This is a genomic window from Corynebacterium sp. HMSC05C01, assembly GCF_001807155.1.
Classification (GTDB): domain Bacteria; phylum Actinomycetota; class Actinomycetes; order Mycobacteriales; family Mycobacteriaceae; genus Corynebacterium; species Corynebacterium coyleae.
Genome location: NZ_KV787945.1, coordinates 37875 through 51427, shown reverse-complemented (window position 1 = coordinate 51427; position 13553 = coordinate 37875). Strand labels below are relative to the sequence as shown.

16 protein-coding genes and 1 pseudogene are annotated in these 13553 nt (G+C 63.2%); 7 read left to right on the top strand and 10 right to left on the bottom strand.

Going from position 1 to position 13553, the window contains the following annotated elements:
• Positions 1 to 176: 176 nt before the first annotated feature.
• Positions 177 to 1631: a PepSY-associated TM helix domain-containing protein gene (locus tag HMPREF3145_RS02845; RefSeq protein ID WP_070421748.1), complete on the bottom strand. Its 1455-nt coding sequence runs from the start codon at positions 1629 to 1631 to the stop codon at positions 177 to 179.
• 234 nt (positions 1632 to 1865) lie between these two features.
• On the opposite strand from HMPREF3145_RS02845, the gene HMPREF3145_RS02840 reads away from it, so the two are divergent.
• A complete protein-coding gene (locus HMPREF3145_RS02840; RefSeq protein ID WP_070421747.1) occupies positions 1866 to 2852 on the top strand; it encodes a hypothetical protein in 987 nt (328 codons plus the stop codon).
• Here the strand turns inward: HMPREF3145_RS02840 and HMPREF3145_RS02835 are convergent.
• From HMPREF3145_RS02835 to HMPREF3145_RS02815, 5 genes are all read right to left on the bottom strand, one after another.
• Complete coding sequence (locus HMPREF3145_RS02835) at positions 2849 to 4264, bottom strand: ABC-2 family transporter permease (protein ID WP_070421746.1); 1416 nt, start codon at positions 4262 to 4264, stop codon at positions 2849 to 2851. The two genes, HMPREF3145_RS02840 and HMPREF3145_RS02835, sit on opposite strands and share 4 nt — an antisense overlap.
• On the bottom strand, positions 4261 to 4962 hold the full coding sequence (locus tag HMPREF3145_RS02830; protein ID WP_070421779.1) for an ATP-binding cassette domain-containing protein: 702 nt from the start codon (positions 4960 to 4962) through the stop codon (positions 4261 to 4263). The genes HMPREF3145_RS02835 and HMPREF3145_RS02830 overlap by 4 nt, the downstream gene beginning before the upstream one ends.
• A 65-nt stretch (positions 4963 to 5027) precedes the next feature.
• Entirely contained in the window at positions 5028 to 5666 is a 639-nt protein-coding gene (locus HMPREF3145_RS02825; protein ID WP_070421745.1) for a response regulator, read from the bottom strand.
• Complete coding sequence (locus HMPREF3145_RS02820; protein ID WP_070421744.1) at positions 5663 to 6775, bottom strand: sensor histidine kinase; 1113 nt, start codon at positions 6773 to 6775, stop codon at positions 5663 to 5665. The genes HMPREF3145_RS02825 and HMPREF3145_RS02820 overlap by 4 nt, the downstream gene beginning before the upstream one ends.
• A 54-nt stretch (positions 6776 to 6829) precedes the next feature.
• Entirely contained in the window at positions 6830 to 7822 is a 993-nt protein-coding gene (locus tag HMPREF3145_RS02815) for a hypothetical protein (protein WP_070421743.1), read from the bottom strand.
• An 87-nt stretch (positions 7823 to 7909) separates the two neighbouring features.
• Here HMPREF3145_RS02815 and menE point away from each other — a divergent pair, with 87 nt between their 5' ends.
• Positions 7910 to 9061 (top strand): o-succinylbenzoate--CoA ligase, encoded by a 1152-nt coding sequence (gene menE, locus HMPREF3145_RS02810; protein ID WP_083279354.1) that lies wholly within the window; start codon positions 7910 to 7912, stop codon positions 9059 to 9061.
• A gap of 3 nt (positions 9062 to 9064) precedes the next feature.
• Here menE and HMPREF3145_RS02805 read toward each other — a convergent pair whose 3' ends face one another.
• The 3 genes from HMPREF3145_RS02805 to HMPREF3145_RS02795 are packed head-to-tail and all read right to left on the bottom strand — an operon-like array spanning position 9065 to position 9924.
• Positions 9065 to 9283: a hypothetical protein gene (locus HMPREF3145_RS02805; RefSeq protein ID WP_070421742.1), complete on the bottom strand. Its 219-nt coding sequence runs from the start codon at positions 9281 to 9283 to the stop codon at positions 9065 to 9067.
• Positions 9273 to 9707: a hypothetical protein gene (locus HMPREF3145_RS11925; RefSeq protein WP_070421741.1), complete on the bottom strand. Its 435-nt coding sequence runs from the start codon at positions 9705 to 9707 to the stop codon at positions 9273 to 9275. Before HMPREF3145_RS11925 ends, HMPREF3145_RS02805 begins: the two co-directional genes overlap by 11 nt.
• A 25-nt stretch (positions 9708 to 9732) precedes the next feature.
• Positions 9733 to 9924, bottom strand: coding sequence for a hypothetical protein (locus HMPREF3145_RS02795; RefSeq protein WP_070421740.1), 192 nt, complete (start codon positions 9922 to 9924; stop codon positions 9733 to 9735).
• 196 nt (positions 9925 to 10120) lie between these two features.
• Between HMPREF3145_RS02795 and HMPREF3145_RS02790 the strand changes: the two genes are divergently transcribed.
• The 4 genes from HMPREF3145_RS02790 (at position 10121) to HMPREF3145_RS02775 (ending at position 12463) form a co-directional block, all read left to right on the top strand.
• Complete coding sequence (locus HMPREF3145_RS02790) at positions 10121 to 11140, top strand: 3'-5' exonuclease (RefSeq protein WP_070421739.1); 1020 nt, start codon at positions 10121 to 10123, stop codon at positions 11138 to 11140.
• A gap of 63 nt (positions 11141 to 11203) precedes the next feature.
• Complete coding sequence (locus HMPREF3145_RS02785) at positions 11204 to 11470, top strand: antitoxin (RefSeq protein WP_070421738.1); 267 nt, start codon at positions 11204 to 11206, stop codon at positions 11468 to 11470.
• Positions 11467 to 11868: a type II toxin-antitoxin system VapC family toxin gene (locus HMPREF3145_RS02780; protein WP_210384142.1), complete on the top strand. Its 402-nt coding sequence runs from the start codon at positions 11467 to 11469 to the stop codon at positions 11866 to 11868. Before HMPREF3145_RS02785 ends, HMPREF3145_RS02780 begins: the two co-directional genes overlap by 4 nt.
• Positions 11869 to 11941: 73 nt before the next feature.
• A complete protein-coding gene (locus HMPREF3145_RS02775) occupies positions 11942 to 12463 on the top strand; it encodes a hypothetical protein (RefSeq protein ID WP_070421737.1) in 522 nt (173 codons plus the stop codon).
• Positions 12464 to 12489: 26 nt separating this feature from the next.
• Here HMPREF3145_RS02775 and HMPREF3145_RS02770 read toward each other — a convergent pair whose 3' ends face one another.
• Positions 12490 to 12774: a hypothetical protein gene (locus tag HMPREF3145_RS02770; protein ID WP_070421736.1), complete on the bottom strand. Its 285-nt coding sequence runs from the start codon at positions 12772 to 12774 to the stop codon at positions 12490 to 12492.
• 128 nt (positions 12775 to 12902) lie between these two features.
• On the opposite strand from HMPREF3145_RS02770, the pseudogene HMPREF3145_RS11990 reads away from it, so the two are divergent.
• Positions 12903 to 13553 (top strand): annotated as a pseudogene (locus HMPREF3145_RS11990) (transposase); the annotation flags it as partial.

Here is a 13553-nt window from a genome sequence, read left to right as displayed (position 1 = left end):
TCTTGGGAGGCAAGAAAGTTCCACATCCCGGCCCAACCACGGGAACTATTTTCGCCGGCCCCCTCTTCCACTGACAGATTCTGCAGAATCTGTCAGGGGCGATTTCTGACCAGGCGCGATGCCGGCGACTGACAGATTCCGCCGTGATCTGTCAGGAACGCGCCGCCACGCTTGCCTCAGCCAACCTCAACTAAGCCAAGCTCAGCCTCGTCTCCGGAGACTCCGACCCGCTCGTCAGCAGCCAGGGGAACAGGTTCTTTTTCGGGCGTCGTAAATGCCGTGCGGCGGCGGGCCAGCAACCGATCGGCAACAAGCATCGCGGCGAAGGTAAGGCCGAGTAGCGGCAGAAACAGGCCGACCGGGATCGCTACGACGGCGAGGATGGCCCAGTCGCGGCCGGTGAGATCAGCCTGACCTGGGACGCCGGCGATGGCGTTCTTTGTTGGGCGGCGTCGCCACCAGAGGATGTAGCCCATCACGACCATGGCGCAGATCGCGAGCGCGCAGATAGCGAGCAGGATCTGCAGAGGCAGGCCGAACATGATGCCCATGTGCAGGTAGATGCCCCAGCTGGTCAGTTTTGAGAACAGTGGCAGTTCAGAGAATGGGAGCTTGTCTACAAGGTCACCGTTTTGGCCGTTCACGCTCACGGCGTCGGAGGTGGTGCGCCACGGCACCCAGCGCTCGCTGGCCTGCCACGCCTCGTCGGTGTTCTTGGGGACGAAGAGGCGCACTGATCCGGTGAGGCCTTCGGCGCGGGCGGTTTCGAGGACGGTGGCGGCTTGGTCGGCCACCTCGTCCTTGGTCAGGCCTTCGGCTCCGTGTGCGCTGGCGGGGTGGTGGTCGGCGTGCTCGTCGGCTGGGGCGGCTTCCGCGTCGGCGACCAGGGAGGTTTCGATCGGTTCTGCTTTGCCGCCCAACCAGGTGATTGTGCGGTCGACGTTTTCGCCGGCGAATACGGACCAGGTGATGCCTGTGGCGGACAGTCCCAGCATGGCCACGAGCAGCCAGGTTCCGGCTACGCCGTGCAAGTTCAGCACTTTACGACGACGCCCCGTCGCATTCTCCAACCCAACCAGGGCTCGCTTCCGGGCCATCCGCCACCACAGGTACAGGCCGCCCAGGGCGACGACCCACAGCCAGCTGGCTGCCACCTCTGCGTAAAGCTCGCCGACCTCGCCGAGGTGGAGGCTCTTGTGTAGCGACGAGATCCAGTAGCGCAGCGGGAGTTCGCCGAGGCCGGAGTAGGTTGGCTCGTCGCCAATGACGTCACCGGTGTGGGGGTTGACGAAGATGCTGCGGAGTTGGTTTGTTTCGGTGAGGGATTCGTCGATAAGCAAAACGCGCGTTGCTTCATCGGGTGTCGACGACGGCCACACCTGCGCCACATCCATGTCCGGGTGTGTGTCCTGCGCGGCCCTGATTTGGCTGGCCAGCGGGGCGTTGGTGTCGGAGGCGGGAACGGTCAGCACGTCTTTGTAGACGACGTTTTCGAGCGACGGAGCGACCGCGTAGAGAGCGCCACTTAGCGCGGCGACAAAGATGAACGGGGCAATGAACAGGCCCGCGTAAAAATGGATTCTTCTGGTCAGCGCGGGCAGGCCGCTGCGCCGTTGGACAGTACTGGACACACATACACCTTTCGGTTGATACAGGGACGCATTTTTAGTCGGATGCGTTGGCCCGCCAGTTCCCAACAGATGTCGATTTTCCAAAGCGTCTGGCAGATCCTGTCCTGATCTGTCGGATAGCCCAAAAGACGATATCGGGTTTTAGCACCTTGCCGACGCCGTTTCCCCAGGTCGTGCTCCGGCGAGAATGCCAAATCCCGATATCGTCTTTTGGGCTTTCGGTAGCGTGGTGCCATGAAACGTCACGTACCGATCCTCGCCACCACTCTCCTGCTGGCTGCCTGCGGCACGGAGACCGAACCAACCCAAACGCCTGCACCGGAAACAACGACGGTCGTTTCTCACGAGACGGTCAGCGCACCGACTAGCGCACCGGCCAACGAAACGTCAACCGACGCGACCACGGCGTCAGCGACACCGACCGCTTCGATCCGTGACCTGTACGCCGCGGCGATCGCGGACCCGGCGCGCTTCTTCGCGGACCTCGCGGATCTCGACGGCACGTTCACCTACGACGTTTTGGACATCAACGGCGATCTCGAACCCGAACTGCTGCTCCGCGCAGGCGTCAGCGCAGCCCCAGACGCAGCCCCAGACGCAGGCGCGGCCAACGGCAACCCATCGCCGGTGCGCGTGCTGCGGGCCCAGAACGGCGAGGTCACCTGGACGAAGGACTACCTCGTCGACTCGGACGAGCCCTACCCGACAGTGTTCACCAACGGCACCCAGCCGGGCTTGGACCAGTACGAAACGGACGGTCCCCGCCTCAACGTGACGCACTTCGAACTGCGGGGTCAGCGTCTGGAAAAGGTGTGGGGCCCGGAGGAGACGGTCGTCGGCAATCCGCTCAGCGATGTCACACGGATCACCTGGCACCCGACGACGGACGCGGCGGCGCTGGACAAGATCGGCAGCGCAACACTGCGTGGTCCGTTGGAGGGCACGATGGGGCAGGTGTCCAAGGTGGAGCACCTGCAGGGTGAGCAGTTCCGCGTCCGGTTCGCGCCGACCGCGGACGGTACCGCGGTGACGTACCCGGACCTTGGCTGCGCGGGCCACCTCGCGAAAACCGAGGATGGCTTCCGCGAGACGATCACCGAGGGCACCTGCGATAACGGCGGCACGTGGCATTTGCTTATCGACGACAACCACGCCCACGCCTTCTACAACTCCCCCGATGGTCGCTACACGGCAGATGGACGCCTGACCCCGGCGGGTTAGCGTCGCACTGGGCGCATGCCGCGCAGCACCCGCATCAGCGCCGCGACAACGACTGCCAGCAGCGCTAACCCCACCGCAGCCGCAACCCACACGCGTGCACCGGTGGCGGTGATTGGCCATGCGGGGACGGCGAGGATCCATAGTGCGGACTGTGCGAGGACGTCGCCGCCGATCGTGGCGGAGACGATCGTGACCAGGATCGTCGTGGCCAGCGTCCACGCCACGCCGAAGCGGACGGTGATGGCAAGTGCGGTGAGGGCCAATACGCTGCCTGCGAGGAACGCGAGGAGTCCGAAGCGTGCGTCGCCAACCACGGCCGCTCCGAACGCGCACACGAGGGCGACGACTCCAACGCACCAAGTGGCCAATGCGGCGCGGACGTGTGGGTGTTCGACCTGCATGAGCGCCCAGGCGGGACGCAGTTTCGGCCACACGAGGGTGGGCAGCACGCCGGCCCCAACCGGCAGGATGGCGTAGGCGAACAGCGCCTCGCGCACGTCCACCGGGTATGCCAGCGAGAACAGCAGCACCAGGGCGGTGAGCAGGAGCAAGACGCTTATCGACGACACCCTCGCCGCCATCGCAACCCCCTTCACCGCAGCCACGTATCCGGTGGTTTCGGGGCGCGGCGTTGCCGGCCCTGCGGCCAGCGGTGCGGTGACGTGGTGGACTCGGCGGCGGCGCAGTATGGGTCGGGTGCGCGGTGGTACGAGGGCGGCCACTACAAAGCCAATTGCTGCGAGTAGCAGTGTGAGGGTGAGGGCGGGAATGGGAGATTCCCCCGCCATCGGGTCGGTGGCGTCGAGGGGTAGCAGGTTGAAGTGCAGGCCCATGGTCGGCAGCGCCAACCGGGTTGGCCAGGCGCCGGGGTTTATCCACCACCAGTCGCGCTCGGCGAAGTAGCCGAGGCCGATGGTGAATGCGAAGCCGAGGATGATGGTTGGCAGGATCCCGATGCGTCGCGTGGCAGCGGCGGCGAGGCCTGCGGGTCCGAGCATGCCCAGCCACACAAATAGGCCGACGAGTGCGATCGAGGCCGTGTTGTCCAGGTTGAATACGAGGCCGGCGGCAAACGGCACGACAAAGTCGAAGGCGACGAACGCGGCCAGCGCCAGCCACACCACGACTATGCGGGCGGCGCGGGTGCGCATGGGTGAAACCGGCCGCCACAATGTGCCGCCGCCGCGGGCGTCACGCTCGCGGGTTTCGGCCAAACCGGCGAACAGTGCGGCGGCGGGCGCAGCCATGCCGGTGACTAACAGGCCTTGCGGGTAGAGCAGGTTCGTCGCGGTCTCGACGTTTCCGGCCAGGGCGAACAACGTCAGCAGCACGCCGACCAGCAGGCCTGCTCCGGCGAGCCACCACAGCATGGAGCCGCGCGCACGGATCCATTCGGCGTGTATGAGGTTCATCGGTCACCACCGGAGGTGAGCCGGAAGAACGACTCTTCTAGGTTGGGGCCGAGTTCCGCGAGCTCGCCTGCGAAGCGGACGCCGCCGCCTGCGATCACGGTGGCGTCGTCGGCCATGTGGAGTACTTCGCCGAGTTGGTGGGAACTGACCAGGACGGTGCGTCCAGCTCGCGCGTATTCGCGGAGGTAGTCGCGCAGGTGGGCAATGCCTTCAGGGTCGAGGCCGTTTTGTGGTTCGTCGAGAATAAGCACCTCTGGCTCGCCGAGCAGCGCTTGGGCGAGCGCAAGGCGGCCTTTCATGCCGGTGGAGAAACTGCCGGCTTTCTTCTTGCCCGCGGTTTGGAGACCGACCAGTTCGAGGACTCGGTCGGCTTCGCTGTCCGGAAGTCCCAAGAGCGTGGTGTGGACGCGGAGGTTGTTGCGGGCGCTGAGGTGGCTGTAAAAGGCGGGGTCGTTGATGGAGGCACCAACGTGGCGCAGCGCCGAACGGTCAAACGGCTGCCCCATCAGTGTCACCTCGCCGGCATCGGGTTCGATCAGGCCGAGTAGCACCGACATCAGGGTCGATTTACCTGCGCCGTTGGGGCCGAGCAGAGCGTGGACTCGGCCCGGAGTGGTGGTCAACGACACGTCGCGAAGCACTTGGTGGTCCCTGAAGGAAACGGCCACGTTGCGGCAAGCAAGTTGCGTATCAGTCATGGCATTCATGGTCGTCACCCAGCAAAGCCACCACATCGGCCGGTGGGACCAAACTGCCTCCTCCTCTAGGAGGAGATCCCGGCGCGCTGCGCAATCAAGGCGAGCGCCACCCTGTCGCGCGCGCCAAGTTTTGCAAGCAGGTTAGAGACATGTGTTTTCACCGTGGTCTCTGCGATAAATAGCGTGGTAGCGATTTCTGCGTTGGTCGCGCCGCGGCCAATCTCCGCCAGCACGTCACGTTCGCGTTCCGTCAGCGTCTCCAGCACGGCGGTGGATTCTGAAGTGTCCGCCCCAGCGCGGACCCACTCCATCACACGGCCGGTCACCCCGGGAGCCAGGACCGACTCGCCACGGGCGACGGCACGTACAGCGTTGGCCAGGACGTCGGGTTCAGCGTCTTTGAGGAGAAAGCCGTGTACTCCGGCGTCGATAGCTGCATGGATTAAGGTGTCGTCGTCGAAGGTGGTCAGCATGATCACACGTGGCCCCATCTCCATGATCGTGCGGGCTGCGGTGATCCCGTCGAGCACCGGCATGCGAATATCCAGCACTGCGACGTCGATGCGGTGGGCGCGGGTTTTCTCCACGGCTTCGGCGCCGTCGGCGGCGGTGGCGACGACGGTGATGTCGTCCTGGGCGTCCAAGATGGTGCGGAGGGCGCTGAGGAGGAGCGGTTGGTCGTCGGCAAGAAGCAGGCGGATCATGCTGCCAACTCCGCCCGCACGGTAAACGTCTCCCCGGACTGCCATGTCTTCAGCGTGCCACCGGCGCTCGCCGCGCGTTCACGCAGCCCCTCCAGCCCGACGCCGGTGCCTGGTTGGGGTCGAATCTGGCCGGTAGAAACGACTTCTACCACCACGGTCTCGCCCGGTGCGACCCGAACCGTCACAGTGGGATCGACTTGGTGGCGCGCCGCGTTTGCCAGTGCCTCAGCCACGATGCGATAGGTAGCAAGCGAGGTCACCGGGGAGACATCCACTGCTGGTGCTTCCAGCGATACTTCCACGCCGGCGTCGCGGTAGCGCTGCACCAACGACGGCAGGTCAGGGATCCCCGCCGCCGGCGAAAACGCATGGTCGCTCTCACGCAGACCCCGCACAAGCAGGCGAATCTCCGACAACGACTGCCCTGCGGCCTCGTTGATCTGCTGCAGCGCCTCCCGCTCCTGCCCCACCGCCAAACCAGCATTGGCCTGCGCTTTGATCAGGGTCAGCGAGTGGCCGAGCAGATCGTGAATATCGCGGGCAATGGCGCGGCGTTCCTCCTCGCGCGCCGCTGCGAGACGCTGCTCTTTCGCGTGTGCTTCTCGACGACGCACCTCATCCTCAGCCGCCACATTCGCCCCCAGGAGATACCCCACCACACTCGCGCCCCAGTGCAGCGCAAGCGTGATCCCGAGATCGACCCCGTGCCGGTAGAACAACACAAAGTTGTCGTCCCACGTCCACATGAACGGTGACAGCAGCGCCCACCCGCACGCGGCGGCGAGGACAACTAGCGCGAAGCGTTTCCCTGTAAACCGCCCGGCGATAAAGGCGGCCACCGGGACCGCCAACACCCACGGCGAAAAGCCAAGGTTTACCGGCGCGGCCAGCCACATCACAGACCAGGCAACATTCAGCGCGATAAGCGCAATCGAGGAGAACTTGGGTTTGCTCGTGAGCACCACGCACACCGCGACGAAGCCCCACGACAGCACGGCCTGGCCCCAACTGGCCGCATGCGTGGGTTGGGTAAACGCACTCGCGGTGTACACCGCCGCCAAGATGGCAACAGCGACCGCGAGCACAAGGTCACCCGGTTTGTAGCGCATGGGCGTAAGCCTATCGACGACACCGGGCCCCCACCTCCTCCCGCAGGAGGAGATCTACTTCGTCAGGCCAGGAATCTGGGGCAGGTCCGGCACGTTGAAGCCGGCGGTCTTCAGCAGGGCGAACAGGGCACCCAGTGCGGTGAGGACGGCGGCGATGATGCCGATGATCTCTGCAAGCTTCGCGTCGAAGGTCTTCGGTGGTTCCGGCGTAGGGGTGCCCGGGGTCGGCGTCGGCTTGTCCGGCGAAGGCTCAGTCGGCTTATCCGGATCGGCAGGCTTGCCAGGCAGCGTGTTCTTCAGCTCCGGTGCGGCGGGCAGTTCCGCGTTCTGCATGCTGAAGAGCAGCGGCGGATTGTCGTCGCACTTCTTTGCCCTGCTCAGCGGGTGGTAGTAGCGGGACTCGAGCGAGTCGAAGGCTTGACCGAAGTAGGTCTTGGACATGTTGGCGGCGAACGCGGAGCGCTTCCATTCCGGCATGTGCTTGAGGAAGCGGGCGGTGTTCGCGCCGGTGCGGCCGAACTCGTAGTCCGGGCCAAGGTCGTTCACTTCTGGCACGGAGCCGTCGATGCCGATGTACCAGCCAGCCGAGCCCTTCAGCGCTTTGCCTGCTGGTGAGAGCGGGATCTGGGACCCCTGCTTCATGTCCAGGTAGAAGTCGGCGTCGGTGGAGGTCAGGCCCAGTTCCGCCAGTTTGGCCTTGGTGGCGGCGCGGGCGGCGTCGTAGTCGGGGCGGGCGCCGGGTTCCTCGCCTGCCAGGCGGATTTCCTGGACGGCGATGATGGCCGGTTGGGTGAGGTGGTCGTCGCCAAGCGGCTTGAGCCCCTCGAAAGTTGCCTCGAATGCTTCGGCGACGGCGGTGGCGTACATGCCGTGCGTGAGGGTTTTCGCGATGCGCTCGGCTTGCCAGGCGGGGCCGCGCTCCGCGTCGTTGAGGGTGACGCGGCACTGGCCGTTGTCCGCAGGCGTGAGCGTGGCGGCGTGGGTCGTAGGGACAGTGACGGTGAAGGCGGTCGCCGCGGCGACGGCCGATGCGATGAACTTCTTCATGCTTGTTCTATCGGTGGGCTCGCAAACAGGTGTTACACATCGCGGCCGTCGCGGCGCGCGGAATCCCACCGGCTACGCTCGTACGCTGTGACGAACCTGCTCGAACTTCTGCCCGTCGATCCCGCGAATCCGCTGGCTATCATGCCCGCGCTCGAGGAGGCGTTGACCGGCCAGCGCGCGCTATTGCCGGTGCCGACGAACGACCCGGCGCGCACGAACCTGCTGCGCAACACGTTGGAGCCCGGCGCACCTATCGACGACGACATCTCCCTCGTCGTCTCTACCTCCGGGTCAACGGGCAAGCCGAAGGGCGCGATGCTGACCCCGGCGAACCTGATCTCGAGCGCGGACGCGACCCACCAGGCGTTGGGCGGCGAAGGCCAGTGGCTGCTGGCCATGCCGGCGGCGTACATCGCGGGCCTGCAGGTGCTGGTGCGCAGCATGGTCGCGGGTGTGGAACCGGCGTTTGTGGACCTCACGAACGGTTTCGATGTCGTTGAGTTCGCCCACCACGCCCACGACCTGGCCAGCACCGGGGAGCGCACCTACACGGCGTTGACCCCGATGCAGCTGGCCAAGGCGACCTCGACGCTCAAGGGCATCGACGCGTTGCGGACCTTCTCCGCGGTGCTGGTCGGCGGGGCGGCGACCAACCCGCGCCTGCTCGAGTCGGCAAAGAAACTGCGCATCAACGTGGTGACCACCTACGGCTCCTCGGAAACCTCCGGCGGCTGCGTCTACGACGGCGTGCCCATCGCCGGCGCCCGCGTAAAAATCGTCGACGGTCGCATCCACCTGGGCGGGCCGATGGTCGCGCGCGGTTACCGCGGCGTCGGATCGCAGACGCCCTCCGATGATCTCAAGGACGGCTGGTTCCGCACCTCCGACGCGGGTTCACTTATCGACGACCACCTCACCGTCCACGGACGCATCGACAACATCATCGATTCCGGCGGCCTCAAACTCCACCCCGAAGTGCTGGAGACGTTCCTGCTCAAGGTGGATGGGGTGACGGGTGCGTGTGTCGTCGGTAAGCAAGATGCTCGCTTCGGCGAACGTATTTGCGCTGCGTATACCGGGTCTGCGAGCGTGGCGGACATCATGGACGCGTTTGCGGACGCTGAGGACACCGGTGAAATCGCACGCTGGCAAGTGCCGAAGGAACTCAAGGTTGTGCCGGCGCTGCCCCAGTTGGGTCCTGGCAAGGTCGACCGGGCTGCGGTGCGGGAGCTGTTCTAGCGGTTAGGCAGACTGGTCGCGGGGCTGAATGATCGGCCCGGGTGGCTCGTCAGGGGTGCCGTAGTTTGCAACCCAAAGCAGAAACGGCGACAACTCGCCGTCGCTTCTTCCCTGCTCAATCTGTTTGACCAGAAATCGCGCAGCGGCAATCTCTCCCATATGTGGCGGCCGCGAAATGCTCACACCGTCGAGAGATTTCAACTCCTCGTACCTAGGTCTCATCGTGCGCACTCCTCTCCACAATGGGATCAATTTGGTTGAAAAGGCCACCTACAACAGCCTCTCCAATCCTGTTGACCATGCTAGCTTGCTCCGAATTGAGAAACCTATGCTCGCTGAGCTCATCAAGCACCGACGTGCCAATCGCTACCTCTAGAGGTTTCTCCGACGCACACAACTCTGACGCCCACCTCAGGTCGTGATGCCATTCCTTCGCTGTGTCCTGCACCCGCGTGTTCAGCACTGTGTGGGAAACGCCTGCCCACGCAATGAGTGCTGCACCAACTGGGCCGATAATCTTTGCAGAAAAGTCCAGTACAGACACGGTCATATTTGGTGGCCCCAGAGCAAGGACGATTGCATATCCCACTGATGTGGCGACAGCCAGCCCTGTAAGCAGCCACGGTAAGAAAATCGAGTTCTTCATATTGAGTTAGACGTGGCAAAGCCGCCTACGGTTCCATCGCAGCCACCTCGACCTCAAACTCGTCGGCACGAAGTCCGGACTGGAACGCAATTGCTTCGCGCACCTCCGCCTCAGCCAGCTCCAAGTTCTCGGTTTGAGAGACCACGCCGAGCTCCTTGCATTCGAGCACCCAAACGCCACCTGGCGAGCGCTCAGCATCAACCGTAAAAACTGTCATCGTTCTCTTCCTTCCCATTCGGTTAGTAACTGATTTCATACCAGCTTTCCTTCGAACACGTTTGTCAACTCTGGGTTGACAAGCTGGGCACTATCAAACACCCGACCGACTCCCCACCTCTCTGTGTCGGTGCGTGCCTTAGGTTGATGGTGGCGTCGAAAATCGCGCCTAGACCGTTCGGATATAAGGAGCAGGAATGGACCGACAGCACGGGTTTGCGGTGGTCGATCTGGAGACGACGGGGTTGAGCAACCTCGATCGCATTGTGGAGATCGGCGTGGTGCTGCTGCGCCCCGACCTCACGGTGGAGGGCACGTGGGAGACGTTGATCCAACCGGAGCGTGACATTCCGAACAGTTACATCCATAAGATCACGGCGACGGACGTCGTGGATGCGCCGGTGTTCCGCGACGTCGCCGCGTATCTTGGTGCGCTGCTGAACGGCCGCACGTTGGTGGCGCATAATGCGTCGTTTGAGCGCCGCTTCCTGGCCAACGAGTTCGCGCGCGCCGGCGCCGAGGACGGCATGTGTGAGTGGTTGGACACGATGCGCCTGACCAAGCAGCACCTTGGCGTGGGCAAACTCAGCGATGCGCTTGCCATCGCGCAGATCCACAACCGTTTTGCGCACTCTGCGCTTGCGGATGCCCAGGCCACCGCCGATCTCCTCGCGTACCTGCACGCGAACCACCACGCGGACATCGCCCACTATCCGGCTGCGCTGTTTACCACTCCCGCGCCCGAGGTCCGCACGCTTCCCCGCGGTGGCGCGCCGTCTTGGGCGGGTCAGCTTTCGCGTACATTGCCGACGACTGGAACCAAGGATGAAGCCGCCTACCGTGCCGTGCTGACCCGCGCGCTTGTGGACCGCGAAATTTCCCGCACCGAAATGCGCCAACTCGAATCCACCGCCATCGCCGCAGGCTTAAGCACCGACGATGTCGAGGCCATCAACGAGGAGTTCACCCGCCAACTTGCCGTCGAAGCCTGGTCAGACGGCATAATCACCGACGAGGAACGCGCAACCCTGCTCAGCATTGCAAAAGCGCTCGGCGTTGATCCCGCTCTCGTGCATTCGCTTCTCGACGACCCCCTCACCGGCCCACCCCCTTCCACCTTCACCCTGCACCCCAGCGATCGCGTCGTCTTCACCGGCGCCTTGACTATCCCGCGCGATACCTGGGCAGCGCGGGCTGCGGTGCGGGAGCTTTTCTAGCCGGAGTGCTCGTCCTGACGTCCCAAACCGTATATATTACGTCATATATACGAGGAGGTGTTCATGACTGAGGCTGCAGCAGACTCCGTCGAAACCACGGTCTTCATGTCGGGCAACAGTCAAGCAATCCGAATTCCTAAGGACTTTCGTTTCGATTCTGAAACGGTTTGGCTGAAAAAGATTGGGGGCAAGCTTTACGTCTCTCCTGAGCCGCTCTCGGCTCTCGATGTGCTCGATGTGATCACTGCCGATTTACCGGATGGGTGGGCGGACGAGTTCGAAGAACCCTCTGATCTCCCCCTAGATCCGATCCCAAAGTGGGATGAATGATGCGCTTCCTCCTAGACACAAATGTGTGGATCGATGCCCTTCGTCGCAGTAACGCCAATGTCCTCGAACGCATGCGCGTAACTCGAGCCGACGACATCGTGCTGTCTTCGATTGTCCTTGGAGAGCTGCGGGTTGGTGCGGGTAAGTCAACGTCGATTCGTCGGACCGATGCTGTCAAGCAACTCGAACAGGCGTACCAGGTAGTCGGAACCGGAGCGCCCGAGGCAGCTCTTTACGCTGACATCCGTTTGGAGCTAGAGGCGATCGGACAGCCAATCGGTCCCAACGATTTGTGGATAGCAGCTCAGGCACGGGCAAACGACTGCGTTCTCGTTACCGCCAACACCCGGGAGTTCTCCCGTGTCCCATTGCTACAAGTAGAGGACTGGCGGTTGTAACCCCGCGCATCGTTTCCGAGGGGCAGCTCCGCTTAACGACGACACCGTCCCCGGTCGATCTAAGATTTCACGCATGAAGCGCACCATGATCGCCGCCCTACTTCTGACTACCGCGCTCACTGGTTGCGGCGACTCCGACGAGGTCACCGAGACCCCAAGCACGACGGGAACAACGACCCAATCGGAAGCGAGCTCCGCGTCGCCGTCGACCTCTTCTCCGACATACGAATCGAGCGTTCCTGAAACGACGCCCGTTGCAGAATCCGCTCCTGCAGAAGAGCCGACCGTCGTTGAGTGCCTCGCAGGCACACCAGGTTCAGCACGCTGGTCCGACGGCAGTGTTTCGTATTCCGAGTGGTGTTTCAACCAAATGGGCGGCGCGACCTATCTAGAAGAAGAGAACCCTCCTGGGGCTCCGCAAGGCGCTGCAGTAACCGGCTACGGCACTGCGCCGAACGGTGCACGAAACCCCAGCTCAGGCGAACTACAAACCCAATGGGGATGCCGGCAGGGATACATTGACGACCCCGCGCTGTGCTACGCAGTGGAGGAAGTCATCCACTCCGCAGATCCAGAAGGCGAGATCTACCAATAGCCGGCAGCGCCCAAGCATCTCTTTTTTTATACGCCGCGCGCTGCGTCAATGAGGCGCATCAATTCGCTCACAGGAACAGTAGCCCCCTCGTCACCATGCCGGTCGACACCTACCTCAATAAGCTTCCGCAGCACGTCGTTGGTAGAAGTTCCTTCCTTTACAGCAATTTCTCGAGCTGCGGTGAGCACCCGATTCGGCATACTGACCGTATAAGCCGCTTCCGCGTCGGGAGCTGCGAAGTCTCCTAGATCTGCGCGCTTCGCACCACCCATTGCTCCCGAGATATCGGTGTTGTCGTAGTAATTACGCAAGGCATCGATGGTTGCGTCCCTTAGTGTGGTGTAACGCTTGCTGATGGTGGGCCCTTGAAAATAGTGGGGCGGCCATCGTCAGTAACCTTTCGACTCAACTACCACATCTCACCGAAAGGCACATGACGATGACCGCTGCTGCGCATTCTATCGACCCCGACAACCTATCTGGATGATTTGCTGGCCCAAGCGTCGCCGGATTTGATGCGGCAGATGCTGCAAGGGTTTATCAACCAGATCCTCTCCGCCCAGGCCGACACCGTGTGCGGGGCTGAATACGGTGTTGCTTCCACCGAGCGGGTCAACCAACGCAACGGGTACCGCCACCGCGACCTCGACACCCGTGTCGGCACAATCGATGTGGCAGTGCCAAAGCTGCGCCACGCACGCGTTCTTCCCCGACTGGCTGCTCGAGCGACGCTCACGTGCCGAACGCGCACTATCGACCGTGATCGCGACGTGCTATCTCAAAGGAGTCTCCACCCGCCGAATGAACGATCTGGTGGCAACCCTTGGCATTTCCAACATGTCGAAATCCCAAGTCTCACGCATGTCGGAAGAACTCGACGAAATGGTCGCAGATTTCAAAAACCGCCCACTCGACCCCGGCGGGTACGCCTACCTGTCGTGCGACGCGTTGACAATCAAAGTGCGTGAAGGCGGCCGGGTGGTCAAATGCTCCGTACTGCTTGCCACTGGGGTCAACGCCGACGGGTACCGCGAAATGCTCGGCATGCATGTTGCCACCACGGAATCCAACGCATCGTGGAAAGGCTTCT